Origin of the sequence: Terrimicrobium sacchariphilum, from assembly GCF_001613545.1 — a bacterium.
Taxonomy (GTDB): domain Bacteria; phylum Verrucomicrobiota; class Verrucomicrobiia; order Chthoniobacterales; family Terrimicrobiaceae; genus Terrimicrobium; species Terrimicrobium sacchariphilum.
The window spans coordinates 162903-178323 of record NZ_BDCO01000001.1; the positions used below are offsets into that span (position 1 = coordinate 162903).

The window sequence follows — 15421 nt, forward strand, 5'->3', positions numbered from 1 at the left end:
GAGATACAAGCGGCTCACCTTCCCTCTCCGCAAGCGCAATACCGCAGCACTTCAGCACTTTCATCTCCTTATCCCTCATGCAGAACGGGTTATACATTTGTTTAAAACATCTGTTTGAAACGGATGTATAAATCGGGATAGTAACGCACATGGCAACACTCTCGGCAGCATCCGTCCCCGCTCGCGAACGCCTCATCGAGGCAGCGGGAGAGGTTTTCGGGGATCACGGCTTCGAAGGGTCGACCGTCCGGGAGATCACGCGTCGCGCGAAGGTGAATCTCGCCGCAATTAACTACTACTTCCGGGACAAGGAGGAACTTTACCTGGAGGCCCTCAATCATGCGATGCGCACCATTTTTGTTCGCACCCAGCCAGAGGAACTCGGAACGACTCCGAGCGAACAACTTTTTGCCTACATCTCCGGCCTCCTCCAGCGTGTTCTCAATTCGGCCCGACCAGGCTGGCACGGCAAGCTGCTGGCCCGTGAACTCACCTCACCCTCCCGGCTCCTGAATGTCCTGGTAGAGACCTTCATTCGTCCGCATCGGGATACCTTGCACAAGATCATCCAGTCCGCCGCTGGCGGCAAACTCTCAGAAGCCCAGATTTCCCTCATCGGAGCCAGCGTGATCGGCCAGTGCCTCTACTACCGAAACTGCCGCGCCGTCTCCGAGCGTCTCTCCCCGGAACTCCTCGAGGCCCCCGATTACCTCGACCGTATCGCTGCACATATCACCGATTTTTCCCTCGCCGGCATCGCCGCCACGGCGGCATCCGCACCACGCCACCAATGAGCACACCCGCACCCTCTCCCGAGTCCAGCCCCGAGCCAAAACCGAAGCGACGGCTTCAACGCCGGTATTTCATCGCGATCTTTGCCGCCATAGCCGTGGTGGCGCTCCTCATGTATTTTCTCAATCGCGGAATGGAATCCACGGACGACGCGTTCGTCGAGGCTCACATCCTGCAGGTGAGCCCGCAGATCGCCGGTCAGGTCAGCAAGGTTTATGTCGACGACAACCAGGAGGTGAAAGCCGGGGACCTCCTCGTCGAAATCGACCCGAGAGACAACCAGGCCGTCTACGATTCCGCCTCGGCGAACCTCGCCTCCGCAGAGGCCAAATACGCCCAGGCGCAGGCCCAGCTCAGCATCTCCGAGGCGGCGCTACAGCAGGCGAAGTTTGAGGTCGAGAACGCCCAGGCCAATGCCGACAACACCGACAAGGAGCTCAAGCGCAGCCAGGAACTCCGCACCCGCGGCGTCATCTCCCAGCAGGATCTCGACAACGCCGACACCGCCCAGAGAACGGCCAAGGCAACCCTCGACGGACGCAACAAGCGAGTCATCGCCGCGGGCGCCGAGGTAACGATGAACCAGGCGGCGGTCAAATCCGGCCAGGCTCAGGTGGAACTCGCCAAGGCCATGCTGGAAACCGCCAGACTGCGGCTCTCCTACAATAAAATCTACGCTCCGCAGGACGGACGCGTGACGCGCAAGAACGTCGAGCCGGGCAACTATGTGCAAACCGGCAGCGCCCTCATGGCGGTCGTCCCGCACGACGTCTGGGTGGTGGCAAACTACAAGGAAACCCAGCTCGATCACATGCGCAACGGCCAGCCTGTGGAAATCAAGGTCGACGCCTACCCGGCGCTGCACCTCACCGGGCGCGTCGAAAGCATCCAGAAAGGCACGGGCGCTCGCTTCAGTCTGCTGCCTTCCGAGAATGCCACGGGCAACTACGTCAAGGTCGTGCAGCGCGTCCCGGTGAAAATCGTCTTCGACAAGCTGCCGACGGATACCCCGATCCTCGCTCCCGGCATGTCGGTCATTCCTGTAGTCAATACTCGCTAACCGCTTGAATACCCCGTCGGGAGACAAGGTGAATCCCTGGGTGGTGACGGTCGTCATCTCCCTGGCCACATTCATGGAGGTGCTGGATACCAGCATCGCCAATGTGTCGCTTTCCCACATCGCCGGCGGCCTCGCGGCGGGACTCGATGAAAGCACCTGGGTGCTGACCACCTATCTCGTCGCCAATGCCGTGATGATGCCCATCAGCGGCTGGCTCAGTACGATCTTTGGGACAAAACGATTTTACATGACGTGTGTGGCAGTCTTCACGGCAAGCTCCCTGCTCTGCGGCATGGCCCCCTCGCTGAACTGGCTCATCGCCTTCCGGCTGATCCAGGGCATCGGAGGCGCTGGCATGGCTCCGGTCGTGCAGGCGATGCTCGCCGATATCTTTCCTCCCGAGAAACGAGGAATGGCATTTTCTGTTTATGGCCTGTCTGTCGTTTTCGCTCCCGCCATCGGGCCGACGCTCGGCGGGTGGATCACCGACAACTACAGCTGGCACTGGATCTTCCTCATCAACGTGCCAGTGGGAATCATCTCGCTCATGCTCACCGCAGTGCTGGTGAGCGAACCGGAGGCGGCCAAGGTGGAGCGAGCGCGCGTGTTTCGCAATGGTCTGCGGATCGATTGGATCGGGTTCTTTCTGGCGGTAGTCGGCATCGGGTGCCTCGAACTATTCGTCGATCGTGGCGAGCGCAGCGACTGGTTTTCCTCTCCTGCGATTCTCACTGCGGCAATTATCGCCGGCATCAGCCTTTTGACCTTGGTATTCTGGGAGATCCGGCAAAAGGAACCCATCGTCGATATCCCGTTGCTGAAACTTCCCTCATTCCTTGCGTCTTTCGTCACCATGTTCTTCATGGGCTTCATCCTTTTTGGCACGACCGCCCTGCTCCCGCAGTTCCTCGAGCAACTCCTCGGCTACACCGCCCAGCAGGCCGGGCTGGCTCTCACGGCAGGCGGAGTATTCCTCATGTTCATGATGCCGCTGGTGGGCGGCGTACTCATCCCCAAGTTCCCGGCCAAGTACCTTGTCGCCGTGGGGCTGGTCATTCTGGCGGCGTCTTTGTTCAACATGACTCGCTTCAATCTTGGGATCAGCTTCGACATGGCCGTGCAGGCTCGCATTTTCCAGGTGGCGGGCATCGCCCTGATCTTCGCGCCCATCACGCAGGCGGCTTACAATGGTCTACCCCCAGGAAAGAACAACAACGCCTCCGCCCTGATCAACCTCGCACGCAATCTCGGTGGCAGCATCGGCATCGCCGTTTGCAGCACGATCATCGCGAGGCGCGGACAGTTTCACCAGGCCCGGATCGTCGAGCATGTCTCAGCCTTTGACACGGAGACGCAATCCGCTCTGGTCCATTTGAAGGCCATGCTTCCGCATGACCCGTCTTCCCTCCAACCTCTTCGATATATTTACGGAGAGGTCCAGCGGCAGGCAGGCATGCTCTCCTACATCGATGCCTTCTGGCTGATGGGCATCTTGACTCTCCTTGTCCTGCCTCTCGCCTTCCTCCTTCGCCAGAGCCACGGTCGCAGCGATGCGCCGGTGGGGCACTGATTTCCGGAAAAACGAGTGACAACGCCTGCGATTTCTGCGACTGGCATGGCCCAATGCCTGAAGCGGAATCTGAACGCATTCTAGCTCGCGACCAGGGCCGGGAGCACTGGGACCTTTGGGGTCCCTATCTCCCGGAACGCCAATGGGGTACGGTTCGCGAGGATTACTCGGCCAACGGCGACGCCTGGACGTACTTCCCTCACGACCATGCCCGCTCCCGCGCATACCGATGGGGTGAGGATGGGCTGCTGGGCATCTGCGACAGCGACTGCCGCCTTTGTTTCTCCGTCGCCTTCTGGAACGGCAAGGATCACATCCTCAAGGAGCGTCCCTTCGGCCTATCCAATCCCGAGGGCAACCACGGCGAGGACATCAAGGATTACTTCTATCACCTCGACAACACGCCCACGCACAGCTTCATGCGCGGGCTGTACAAGTACCCTCAAACGGAGTTCCCCTACCAGCAACTTCGCGAGGCCAACGCTGGGCGTTCGCGGGAGGAACCGGAGTACGAATTAGTCGATACTGGCATCTTCAACGAAGGACGGTATTTCGACATTGTGATCGAGTACGCGAAGTTTTCGCCAACCGATATTGCCATCCGCATCATCGCGACGAACCGGGGACCGGATGCCGCGCCGCTCACGATCCTTCCCACCCTGTGGTTCCGAAACACGTGGTCCTGGGGGGAAGAAGGCGTCACCACACCCGAGATGCACCTCACTCCCGATGGTTCGATTCGCGCGACACCATGGGGGCTTCCCGTGCATCAGCTTTACGGGGACGCGCCGGATGAAGTCCTGTTCACCGAGAACGAGACGAACAACCAGCGGCTTTTTAACGCACCCAACGCGACGCAATACGTCAAAGACGCGTTCCACGAGTATATCGTGAACGGAAAGAAAGATGTGGTGAACCCAGCCAACAGCGGGACGAAGAGCGCCATGGTCTTCCGTCGCATGGTGGAGCCGGGACAGACCACGGTGGTGAATCTCCGGCTTACCGAGCATCCCCAGCCTGCACCGTTCAGCACGGAGTTTGACGCGCTTTTCAAACTGCGTGAGGAGGAGAGCACGGAGTTTTATAAGGCCATCGCGCCTGGCGCATCGGAGGAGGATCTCCGTATCCAAAAGAGTGCACTGGCAGGGCTCCTCTGGTGCAAAAAGTTCTACTTCTTCCCCGTCCTCCTGTGGCTCGAAGGCGACCCCACCATGCCCAAGCCCCCAGCGGAGCGTTGGAAACTGCCCAATGCGTTCTGGAAGGAGATGCACGCCCATGACGTGATCTCGATGCCAGACTGCTGGGAGTACCCGTATTTCTGCGCCTGGGATCTGATGTTCCAATCCGTAGCCTTTTCGCTCATCGATTCACAGACGGCGAAGAAGCAAAACCTGCTGCTGCGCGGGGAGCGGTACACCTCCCCAAGTTCACAGATGCCCGCCTACGAATGGGCGCTCTCCGATGCCAACCCTCCGATCGGCGGCTGGGCGGCATGGCGCATCTATTCCATCGAACGAGGCATCAAGGGTGTGGGTGACCGGGACTACCTCAAGCGTGCCTTCAACAAGCTCCTCATGGGATACTCCTGGTGGGCAAACCGCGTCGACCAGACAGGTGACAATGTCTTCGAAGGTGGCTTCCTTGGCTTGGACAACATCGGAGTCTTCGACCGTCGCTATCCCCTGCCCGATGGCAGCCGCATCGAGCAGAGCGATGGCACGTCATGGATGGCGACCTATTCGCTCAACATGCTCAACATCGCCCTCGAGCTGGCTCGCGAAGACCCCATCTACGAGGATATTGCCGACAAGTTCCTCAACGATTTCATCTACCTCGCAGCATCCGTCAATGCCAAGGGCACCCACGGCTTCAGCCTCTGGGATGACGAAGATGGATTTTACTACGATGTACTGCGCCGTCCCGATGGGTCTGTCGAGTATCTGCGGACTCGGTCCATCGCCGGACTCACGCCGCTCTTTGCGGTGGAGAGCTTCGGATCGGAAGTGGCGGATTTATTCCCGCTCATGCGCAAGCGCATCGAGTATTTCCAGAAACACCGCCCGCACCTGCTCGACGAACTCCACCACATCGGCAAGGAAATCGACGGCCGCCGCCTCGTCTCTCTCGTGCCGCCCGAGCGTCTGCGCCGCATCTGCGAAAGGCTGTTCGATGAAAACGAATTCCTCTCGCCCCACGGCATCCGCGCGCTTTCGCGGTATTACCTCGACCATCCGTACACTTTCACAGAGGGTACGGAGACCGAGACCCTGAGCTACAGTCCAGCGGACAGCCCGGTCGGGATGTTCGGCGGAAACTCCAACTGGCGAGGGCCGGTCTGGATTCCCATGAATTACCTGCTCATCGAGGCCCTGCAAAAGTTTGGCTTCTACTTTGGAGATACCTTCAAGGTGGAATTTCCCACCGGCAGCGGAAACGAGATGAACCTCTGGGACATCTCGATCGAGCTACAAAAGCGTCTCGTCTCGATCTTCCAGCAGGATGAAAATGGCAAGCGCGCCTTCAATGGCGATGTCGAACTCTTCCAGAACGATCCGCACTGGAAAGACCTGCTGATATTCAATGAATACTTCAACGGCGACACCGGGGCGGGAGTCGGCGCCAGCCACCAGACCGGCTGGACCGCGCTCATCGCCAAGATGATCCGCCAGATCCACACCTTCCAAGCCGATTAACCCAACCCACTCCACATCTATGAAACTCGAAGGAAAAGTAGCTCTCGTCACAGGCAGCGCCCAAGGCATCGGCCAGGCCATCGCAATCCGTCTCGCCAAGGAAGGCGCTGACGTCATCATCGACGACCGTCTCGGCAACACCGGAGCACAGGAGACATGCAAAGAGATTGAGTCCCTGGGGCGGAAGTCCCTCGTCGTCGGAGGCGACCTCGCCAATCTCGCCGATAACCGCCGCCTCATCACCGAGGGCGTGTCGAACTTCGGCAAGATCGACATCCTCGTCAACAACGCCGGCGTCGAGAAGGGCGCGGACTTCTGGAATGTCACCGAGGCCGACTATGACTTCGTCCTCAACATCAACCTCAAGGGCACGTATTTCCTCACCCAGGATTTCGTCAACCACCTCCGCGACACGAAGCGTACCGGCAAGATCATCAATGTCAGCTCCGTACACGAGGAGCTTCCCTTCCCGCACTTCTCGACCTACTGCGCGAGCAAGGGCGCGCTGAAGATGCTGTGCCGCGACCTGGCGATCGAACTGGCCCCGCTCGGGATCACAATCAACAACATCGCCCCGGGCGCGATCGAGACACCGATCAACACCAAACTCCTCAACAGCCCCGACCTCATGAAGGCGCTGCTGAGCAACATCCCGCTCAATCGACTCGGTAAACCCGGCGATGTCGCTGGCGTGGCGGCGTTCCTTGCCTCTGAGGATGCAGACTACATCACCGGCACGACCATCGTCGTCGACGGCGGCCTGCTCTGGGACTATTCCGAACAGTAAAGATAACCTTAGTGCGAGGCGGCGGCGCGGAAATCCGGCCCCGCCTCCTCCGCCTGAGCCTGGGCTCGACGGGCGGTGATCTTTACAAAGAGCCACATTCCTCCCACGTAGGCAAATGTCGCAAAGGGGATCAGGATGCCCTCCCAGGTCGGATACAGTCCCAGCCAGATGCCCATCCATGAGGGCAATTCCAGCCCCGGGATCGGGTGCACTGGCAGCCAACCGACCGTCTGGAAAAGTCGCGTGGTCGAGCCGAGGAACGTGAAGAGTACGAAGATCACCAGCACACCAGTGACGACGAGCATCTTGCGATACGGGAGCTTGGCCCCGATCGCGAAGACGGCCACACCGAGCGTACCGATGAGCAGGAAACCGATGAGCAGGCCGAGCGACACGGCTTTCATTCCCGCCTCCAGGATGAGAGACTGCATGAAGAGCGTCGTCTCAAAACCCTCGCGGAAAATCGTCATGAAGCCGACACCCATCAAGGCGAGATTCTCCCAGCGGGTGGCGCGTTTGCGTTGAGCCGCCTTGCTCAGATCACGCAGGCGGGCATTCCATCCAGTCCAGTAATATTTATGGAAGACCCAGTTGGTCACCATGAGCAGGATGATCACCGCGATGACCGAGATCACGGCCTCCAGGGTTTCCCCATAGCGGGAGAGACCTTGGAGTAAAGTCTTGGAAGCAGCAAAAAGCCCTGCGCTAGCCCCCAGCGCGAGCCATGCTCCCAGACCGATACGACGGCGAATTCCCGCATTTTCCGGCCCGCGCAGTCCAGCCAGCAAGGCGGCAAGAATCACCACAGCCTCCAATCCTTCACGAGACACGATGAGCACGGTGCTGATCGTCGCGGCCATCGGGGAAAGCCCCACCTTGACCAGCGCGGCGCATTCATCGAGCGCGTCCAGCGCATGATCGTATGCACCGCTCAGCGTCTCTCCCTTGGCGCGGCTGTCGAGCGCAGCCTTGATGCCAGGCCGCCCCGGCGAGCCATCGAGAAAAGCCTTCTCCGCCTTGATCGCGAGCTGTGGATCGCGAGGCAGGGCTCGGGATTCGATTTCCAGGTCAAAGCTGGCGTAGGCGTCGACGCGCAGTTGCTCCGCCTTCCGCCACTGGCCGTCCATGGCTGCGGCAAGGGACTGGCCCAGCAGCGCGCGAATCTCCAGCACCGTCTCCGTCACTACATCCGCGCCCGTACCTGCCTTCTTCAGAGCCAGACCAAATTCCTTTTGCAGCAGCGAGGAGATCTCCTTTACGTCTGACTCGATCTCGGAAAGGGCCACCTTGCGGTTGATACCTGACTCCAGCTTCTCAAAGCCCGCGAGCAGCGTGCTGCCGTATTGGTTCAGTGCCTCCGCCTTGGTCTGACGCCACACGGGCATCAGTTCGTTCACGATCTGCCCCGCCTGGATCGTGAAGGTCTTCGCCTCGCGATATTCGAGAGGAATGATGATCTCCCCATCCCTCACTCCGGACTGGTATTCCATCGGGATCAACCGGAGGAGCTTGAGGACGATGCGCTCACGACGCTGGACGTCTTCGGCGGAGAGGAGGTTCGGATAACCCGCCTCGAGCGCGAGCCGCCATTCCGAGATCAGCTTGGGCAGATCAGTGTTTCCCGCCAGAGCCGCAGCGACGAGCTGGGTCGAGGTCACCTCGGGGGCCTGGGTCGGGGGCTTGGCCCCGACGAGAGCGAGGATCGAGGGCGGGATCAAAGAAAGCTGCTCGATCTCCGCCGAGCGGGACGCGATCAGCTGCGGTGTCGCACGTCCGTCGAGGACAAGTCGATACAGTGCATCGCTCTTTTCCCGGGCGCGGGTGATCTGCCAGAGGACATATTCCTTCGCCAACAATTGAGCGACCTGTTCGCGATGAATCCCCTCGCCGCCCAGCCGTTGCAGGGCGAGAGCGCCCTCCACCGCGCTGACGTATTTCGGCAGTTTGATGATGGCACGCCACTCGCGGGCCTTCTCGACATCACCCGCCGAAAGTGCGGCCAGCATCTGGAGCGCCGCGACGTGCTGGAGGCGCGCCTGCAAATTGCCCAGCGATTGCGCCGCATCGGCTTGGGAAAAATTCTCCGATTTGTCCCAGATCGCCTTGGCGGCGGGATCAGTCAGATCCGGCAGAAAGGCCGCCCGCGCTGCCTGGATGCGGGCCTCGTCCTCGCTCGACCAGCGATTTCCATGCAGGTCGAGCAGGCTTTCATCGATTACGCCTTGCAGGGTGCTGACGTCGTCGATCACGTCAGCCCGGGACGAGTGGACCGTCAGGCCCAAGACGCCCGCGAGGAGGACGGCTTTTGCAAGGGTACGCATGGCAGAAACTACGTTTTAACTCTGCACCTTGACGCCGGAAACTGCGGCGCTCTGCTCGATCTGAGGCACGAGCTTGTCGGTCTTTTCCTTCGCCTGGGTGGCGAGTTCGTCGATCTCGGCGGCGGAGATTTCACCCTGCTTCTCGCGCTTCTCGATCAGATCGAGGAAGTGCTGGATTTCGTCAAAACCGGAGACCACGGACTTGGCGAGCGCCTTGTCCTTGGCGGCGACGCCGGATTTTACGGCATCGTACATGACTTCGCAGCTGCTCATGATGCCACGCATGTCTGAGATACGGCTGACGGCCTGGAATCGGCCCGACTTGCTCGACGAGTAGCGGGATTCCTTCCAGTCCTCAAAGTAATCGGAGAGCGTTGGTGTCATCACAACCATCGCTCCGAAACAGTCATTCACCGAGGCATTCCAGGCTTTCGCGTCGGCCACGAGTTCGCCGATCTTCTTGTTCACGTCCTTGGCCGCCGCCACGAGCACCTCCGGCTTCGGCATCGTCTTGTTGTCACCGACGGGAACCACCCAGCGCTTGTCGCCACCCCATAAGGCCGGCTCGATGATGTAGGTGAAAAGGCTGCCCTGCTTGTCGATCTTCTTGCCATTGCCGAGATCCAGCACGACCGGTGCGACACCATCAGGACCCTCCGAGGCCGGGACACCGGCATCGAGGTAGACATCATAATCCGCCATCGACTCCACGCCCGCCACGATACCCTCGACGGTTTCGTAGCCGAAGCTATCCATCGCCTTGTAGTTCTCCTGCATCTTGCCGACCAGGGCGTCCATCTTCTTTGGGTCCGCCTTGTAAGCCGCCTCGACTGAGTTTCCATTCGCGGCCACGACCGCCGCGTAGGCATCGCTGTTTTTGACGAACTCCTCGGAGGCGTTGTGCATGCGCTCCAGGCGCTCGACCAAGTATTTCTTCACGCTGGCAGCCGTGGCGGGCGCATCCTGCGCCTGCACTGCACCGCAAATTGCCAGAGTCAGCATACCTGCCCGAAGAAAAGACGAAAACTTCATATTGAGATTGAGTCGCACTCTTAACCAGTCCGAAACGGTTTGCGAGGGAAAAATTTGGCGGGGAATTGCGACAAAAAGACCCGGATTTGCGCTTGAGATCACGTTTTTGGCAGAGAAACTGACCCCCGTGAGACACCTCCACCTGTCCCTCATTCTCTCTCTTGCCATGATATCCATCGCCCACAGCCAGTCTGAACCCTTCTATATCGGCACCTACGGGAAAGCCTCGGAGAACCAGGGCATCTGGCGCTCGACGCTCGACACCAAAACGGGAAAACTGAGCAAGCCCGTGCTGGCCGCCGCAGCGGATAACTCCGGGTTCGTCGCCATCACCCCGGACAACGAATACCTTTATGCGGCGGTGGAAAGCGGAGACGCCTCGATGGCAGCCGCTTACAGGGTCGATGAAGACGGAAAGCTCACCCTGATCAACCAGCAGCCCTCTGGCGGCAAGGGAACCTGCCACGTCTGGCTCGCGCCGGGTTACGTGTTCGTGGCGAATTACGGCGGAGGCAGCGCCGCGTGCTTCGTCACCAACCCCGATGGAGCCCTCGGCGAGCGCACCTCGCTCGTCTCCTTTACCGGGTCCGGCCCAAACCCCAAGCGCCAGCAGCGCCCGTACGGACACTCCGTCATCACCGACCCGGAGCTGAAGTTTGCCTATGTCTGCGATCTTGGATCAGACAATGTCTGGAGCTACCAGTTTGACCGCTCCACCGGCACCCTCACGCCCACTGATCCGCCGAGCGGCCGTCCACAGCCTGGTGCCGGACCGCGTCACTCCGTCATGTCGTCCGATGGCAAGTACCTCTACGTGAACGGCGAGCTGGATCTCACCTTGAATGTATTTTCCCGCGATCCTGCCAAGGGGACCCTGACGCTCATCCAAACCGAGCCTCTTTTGCCCGTGGGCACCAATACGGAAAATATCACCAGCTCCGGGATTCAGATGCATCCCTCGGGCAAGTGGATATATGTCTCCAACCGCGTCCATGACTCGATCTCGGTCTTCGCCATCGGAGAGGATGGAAGGGTCACATTCGTGGAAAATGTCCCCGCCCTCGTTCAGGTCCCCCGCGCCTTCGGCATCGATCCTATTGGGAAATGGCTCATCACCGCCGGGCAGAAAGACGGCAAACTCGCCGTCCTGAAGATCGACCCGGCGACCGGCCGCCTCACCGCCACCGATCATCGAGCAGACGTGCTCAATCCGTCCTGCATCACCTTCGTCAATCCGACTCCCAAAAATGGCGGCGCACACTGATACCTTTGAAGTCGCCACGCGCGGCAAGGGCACCTACGAGATCACCGACGAGGTCGAGCGCATCGTCCGCGCCAGCGGCATCCGCACGGGCACGGTGACGGTTTTCATCCAGCACACCAGTGCCAGCCTCATCATCTTTGAAAACGCCGACCCTTCGGCCCAGACAGACCTGAAGACGTTCTTCGAGCGCCTCGTGCCCGAAGATTCCAAAGGATTTGTCCATACCCTGGAGGGGCCGGACGACATGACATCCCACATCCGCATGGTGCTGACCCGGTCGAGCGAGGTGATTCCCCTCGCCCAGGGCCGCATGCAGCTCGGCACCTGGCAGGGCATCTTTGTCTTCGAGCACCGGCGGGCTCCCCACCGACGGCGCCTCGTCGTCAGCGTGGTCGGCGAGTGATCAGCGCGGCTTGATCACCAGCGTCAGCCACCCGGCCAGGAAAAGCAGTCCGCCGATCGGCGTGATGGCTCCCAGCCATTTGATGTTGGTAACGGCGAGGATGTAGAGGGAGCCGGAAAAAATCAGAATGCCGGCCGCCCAGAACCAAACGACAATCGGCTGACGTTCCGCCGCCCAGAGAGCAGCCACGGCGTGGAGCAGGTGATACAGCACCGCTGTCTGCCAGATGGCCAGCGTGTCATTGGCGGTCAGGGTGGCCTTGAGCCCGTGGGCTCCAAAAGCTCCGAGAGCGACTCCGAGAAATCCCAGGACGGCGGCGACTTGAATGGCGAGAGACATGGCTGGAAACTTTGGCGGGTTCCGGCCTAAAATCAACTCTCGGAAAATCGGGAGATTCCGTCGCGCAGGCGATCCTCGGGAATCTCCGGGCCGATAAAGAGCGCCAGAGGGACACGGACTGTGGGTTCCTTTCCCACGGAGAAAAACTGCGGTTCCTCGAAGCGATCCACCTTCTGAAAGACGAAAAACTCCTCTGGTTCCTCGATGAAACGGACGAGGCCCTTGGCGCGAATCACCTCGTCGGGCAGGCCGCGCAGGAACGCGGAGAAATCCGACTTTTTCACCAGTTCGGGCAGAGCGAGTTCGATCGACGAAAAGTGGCTGTCCTGGTGATGGTGATGCGAGTGCCCTTCGTGTTCGCAATGATCATGGTCGCACCCGCAGCCCGCCTTTTCCACCAGCCGGGCGCTTACGATGCTGGCCCGGGCGACGACCCTGGCCAGTTCCGCCGCCACCGTGGCGACGTCGGAAATCTGGCCCCGCACCTTGTGCTCGCGCAGGGACTCCTTCACCTCCTCGACCCGCTTCGCATCGACCACATCCTGCCGGGAGATAACGACATGCGCCGCAGTGCGGGCCTGTTCGCGCTCCAGCGCGTTGTGCCAAAAGCGCTTTTGCCAGCGCTTCCCATCGATCAGGGAAATCTGGATCGGGAGGGTGAATTTCTCGAGCCCGGGCTCCAGCGAGAGCATCTCGATCAACTGCTCGGCATCGGTAGTTCCATTGGTCTCCACCACGGCAATCGAGCCCGGCGTGTGCTGAAAAGACTCCAGTGAGGAAACCAGCTCTTCGCGCGACCCGCAGCAGACGCAATCCCCGCTAATGGCGCGGATTTCCTCGGTAAATGCCCGCAGTTGCTCCGCGTCGACACCGGCGTTCTGGTAGTCGTTGATGATCACCTTGGGGGCGACGCCCTGGGATTTCAGCTCCGGGAGGAGCGATTTCAAAAACGTGGTTTTGCCCGAACCCAGAAACCCAACGATCACGACGAGAGGCGTCATGCGGGGAACATGGCAGAAAACTTCATTTCGGCAAACGGTTTGCAATTGCCAGAAATGCCTCCGTGGGTTCGTGTATGGCATGGCCACAGAAGACACACGCGTACCGGTGACGATCCTGACTGGATTCCTCGGCGCGGGCAAAACCACTCTCCTCAACCGCATCCTCACCGAAGAGCATGGGTTGCGCATCGCCGTGATTGAAAATGAGTTCGGCGAAATCGGCATCGACCATGAGCTGGTCATCAACACGGATGAAGAGCTCTTTGAGATGAACAACGGCTGCATCTGCTGCACCGTGCGCGGCGACCTTATCCGCATCCTTGGCAGCCTGATGAAACGGCGGGACAAGTTTGACCACATCCTCATCGAGACCACCGGCCTCGCCGATCCCGGCCCGGTCGTGCAGACCTTCTTTGCCGACGAGGAAATGCAGGACAAGCTCAAGGTGAATGCCGTGGTCACCCTCGTCGACGCGAAGCACATCCTGCTTCACATCGACGACAGTGAGGAGGCCAAGGAGCAGATCGCTTTTGCCGATGTCATCATCCTCAACAAGTGCGACCTCGTGACGCCGGAGGAACTCAACGCGCTGGAGCGGCGCATCCGCGGCATGAACGCGCTTGCGAAGATTCACCGTACAACCAATGCGCAACTCCCGATCGCCGACGTGCTCGACGTGGGAGGCTTCAACCTCGACCGCGCGATGGAACTCGATCCCCACTTCCTTGAGGAAGAGGAGGACGAACACGATCACTCCCACTGCGACCACGAGCATGGCCATTGCGAGCATGACCACGACCACTCGGATTGCGATCACGACCACGGCGAGTGCAAACACGAGGAGCATCACCACCACCATCATCACCACGATGAAACGGTCACCAGTGTGGCCTTGGAGCACGTGGGTGATTGCGACGGCGAAAAACTGAATGCCTGGCTGAGCGAACTCCTTCGCACCAAGGGACAGGACCTCTTCCGCACCAAGGGTATCGTTGCCATGCGCAACAACCCGAAGCGCATTGTCTTCCAAGGTGTTCACATGATCATGAACGCGGCGGACGGCGGGCCCTGGGGCGAGCGCCAGCGCAAGAGCGTGCTGGTTTTCATCGGTCGCCACCTTGATCGTGCGGAACTCTCCAAGGCCTTCCAGGCCTGCACCCTGTAAATCCCCATGGGCTTGAAAAAATACGCCGCCGTCCAGGCGGATGACTGCATCCTGAATGTTCAGTGGGCCGGCGACCACCTGTGCGTCACGCCGGTCACCGGGGCGACCCTGGTGATCGACAAGGAAGGCGAGATCACCAGCGCCCTGCCCGACCATGGTCTTGGAAATGGAGCTTCCTCCGCGACGCCCGACCTCATTGCGACCTGCGGGTTCGATGGCAGGGTGCGCTTTCACTCCCTTCCTGCCTGTGAACCCGTCGCCGAGGTCAAACTCGGCCGCAGCGTGATTGAGCGCGTCGTCTGGAGTCCGGACGGCCAGCACCTCGCGGTCGGCTTCGGCAAGAATCTCCTCGTCCTCGACCGCAAGGGAGAAACCGTCGCCACCTTCGGCGAACATCAGACCTCGGTGACTGATGCGGCGTGGAATCCAAAAAGCGCCCGCGAGGTTGCCGCTGTCAGCGGAGGCGGTGCGCGCATGTGGCGCCTCGGGGCCACCGAGCCATTCGCGAAGTTTGACTGGGGCGGCGCAAGCCTTTCCGTGGCCTGGAGTCCGGATGGCCGCTGGCTCGTAACCGGCGACCAGACCGCGAGTGTTCACCTCTACGATTTCAATCGCGACTACCCCCTGCACATCCAGGGTTACGAGACGAAGGTCAAAGCCATGGCGTTCTCGCCAGATGGCAAGAAGCTCGCCACCGGGGGAAGCCCGATGGTTACCGTCTGGGATTGCACTCCGAAAAACGGCCCGGAGGGCTCGACCCCCAGCCAGTTGCAGTTTCACCAGGGAGACGTCGAGGCCATAGCGTGGTCGCCCGACGGCAAATATCTCGCCACCGGCGATATCCTCGGCAGGCTGGTCCTGTCGGCCAACGATAAGCCCGTTTCAGCCTTCCAGGGCGAGAATAACATCACCTCTCTGGCGTGGAACGCCGACAGCACCCTCCTCGCCGTCGGGGATGGCGACGGGCTGGTGGTAGTGTTTCAGGCCGTTTAGC

13 protein-coding genes are annotated in these 15421 nt (G+C 60.3%); 9 read left to right on the forward strand and 4 right to left on the reverse strand.

Translation table 11 applies throughout. The features are described 5' to 3' along the window. The first annotated feature begins 149 nt into the window (after positions 1-149). From TSACC_RS00620 to TSACC_RS00640, 5 genes are read left to right on the forward strand one after another with little or no spacing between them, the layout of a single operon-like run. Positions 150-794 carry a TetR/AcrR family transcriptional regulator gene (locus tag TSACC_RS00620; protein ID WP_075077462.1) on the forward strand — a complete coding sequence of 215 codons (645 nt, stop codon included), beginning with the start codon at positions 150-152 and terminating at the stop codon, positions 792-794. Then, the gene (locus tag TSACC_RS00625; RefSeq protein WP_075077463.1) at positions 791-1852 is read left to right on the forward strand and encodes an HlyD family secretion protein; all 1062 of its coding nucleotides are present in this window, start codon (positions 791-793) and stop codon (positions 1850-1852) included. The genes TSACC_RS00620 and TSACC_RS00625 overlap by 4 nt, the downstream gene beginning before the upstream one ends. Before the next feature lie 4 nt (positions 1853-1856). Next, positions 1857-3422 (forward strand): DHA2 family efflux MFS transporter permease subunit, encoded by a 1566-nt coding sequence (locus tag TSACC_RS00630; protein WP_202815879.1) that lies wholly within the window; start codon positions 1857-1859, stop codon positions 3420-3422. A gap of 53 nt (positions 3423-3475) precedes the next feature. Next, on the forward strand, positions 3476-6115 hold the full coding sequence (locus tag TSACC_RS00635; RefSeq protein ID WP_075077465.1) for an MGH1-like glycoside hydrolase domain-containing protein: 2640 nt from the start codon (positions 3476-3478) through the stop codon (positions 6113-6115). Between the two features lie 19 nt (positions 6116-6134). Continuing rightward, positions 6135-6902 (forward strand): SDR family NAD(P)-dependent oxidoreductase, encoded by a 768-nt coding sequence (locus tag TSACC_RS00640; protein WP_075077466.1) that lies wholly within the window; start codon positions 6135-6137, stop codon positions 6900-6902. 8 nt (positions 6903-6910) lie between these two features. Here the strand turns inward: TSACC_RS00640 and TSACC_RS00645 are convergent, their stop codons facing one another. After that, positions 6911-9223 (reverse strand): FTR1 family iron permease, encoded by a 2313-nt coding sequence (locus TSACC_RS00645; protein WP_075077467.1) that lies wholly within the window; start codon positions 9221-9223, stop codon positions 6911-6913. 15 nt (positions 9224-9238) lie between these two features. Then, the gene (locus tag TSACC_RS00650) at positions 9239-10255 is read right to left on the reverse strand and encodes an imelysin family protein (RefSeq protein ID WP_169809492.1); all 1017 of its coding nucleotides are present in this window, start codon (positions 10253-10255) and stop codon (positions 9239-9241) included. Positions 10256-10382: 127 nt separating this feature from the next. Between TSACC_RS00650 and TSACC_RS00655 the strand changes: the two genes are divergently transcribed. Together TSACC_RS00655 and TSACC_RS00660 are read left to right on the forward strand one after the other, a co-directional pair. After that, positions 10383-11519, forward strand: a complete 1137-nt coding sequence (locus tag TSACC_RS00655; protein ID WP_169809493.1) for a lactonase family protein — start codon at positions 10383-10385, stop codon at positions 11517-11519. Then, on the forward strand, positions 11503-11922 hold the full coding sequence (locus tag TSACC_RS00660; RefSeq protein ID WP_075077470.1) for a secondary thiamine-phosphate synthase enzyme YjbQ: 420 nt from the start codon (positions 11503-11505) through the stop codon (positions 11920-11922). The genes TSACC_RS00655 and TSACC_RS00660 overlap by 17 nt, the downstream gene beginning before the upstream one ends. Here TSACC_RS00660 and TSACC_RS00665 read toward each other — a convergent pair whose 3' ends face one another. Together TSACC_RS00665 and TSACC_RS21565 are read right to left on the reverse strand one after the other, a co-directional pair. Next, complete coding sequence (locus tag TSACC_RS00665) at positions 11923-12261, reverse strand: DUF423 domain-containing protein (protein WP_075077471.1); 339 nt, start codon at positions 12259-12261, stop codon at positions 11923-11925. A gap of 32 nt (positions 12262-12293) precedes the next feature. Beyond that, positions 12294-13262, reverse strand: coding sequence for a GTP-binding protein (locus TSACC_RS21565; protein WP_075077472.1), 969 nt, complete (start codon positions 13260-13262; stop codon positions 12294-12296). A 79-nt stretch (positions 13263-13341) separates the two neighbouring features. Here TSACC_RS21565 and TSACC_RS00675 point away from each other — a divergent pair, with 79 nt between their 5' ends. Further along, a complete protein-coding gene (locus tag TSACC_RS00675) occupies positions 13342-14427 on the forward strand; it encodes a CobW family GTP-binding protein (RefSeq protein WP_075077473.1) in 1086 nt (361 codons plus the stop codon). 12 nt (positions 14428-14439) lie between these two features. Further along, positions 14440-15420, forward strand: a complete 981-nt coding sequence (locus TSACC_RS00680; RefSeq protein ID WP_237763873.1) for a WD40 repeat domain-containing protein — start codon at positions 14440-14442, stop codon at positions 15418-15420. Position 15421 lies beyond the last annotated feature (1 nt).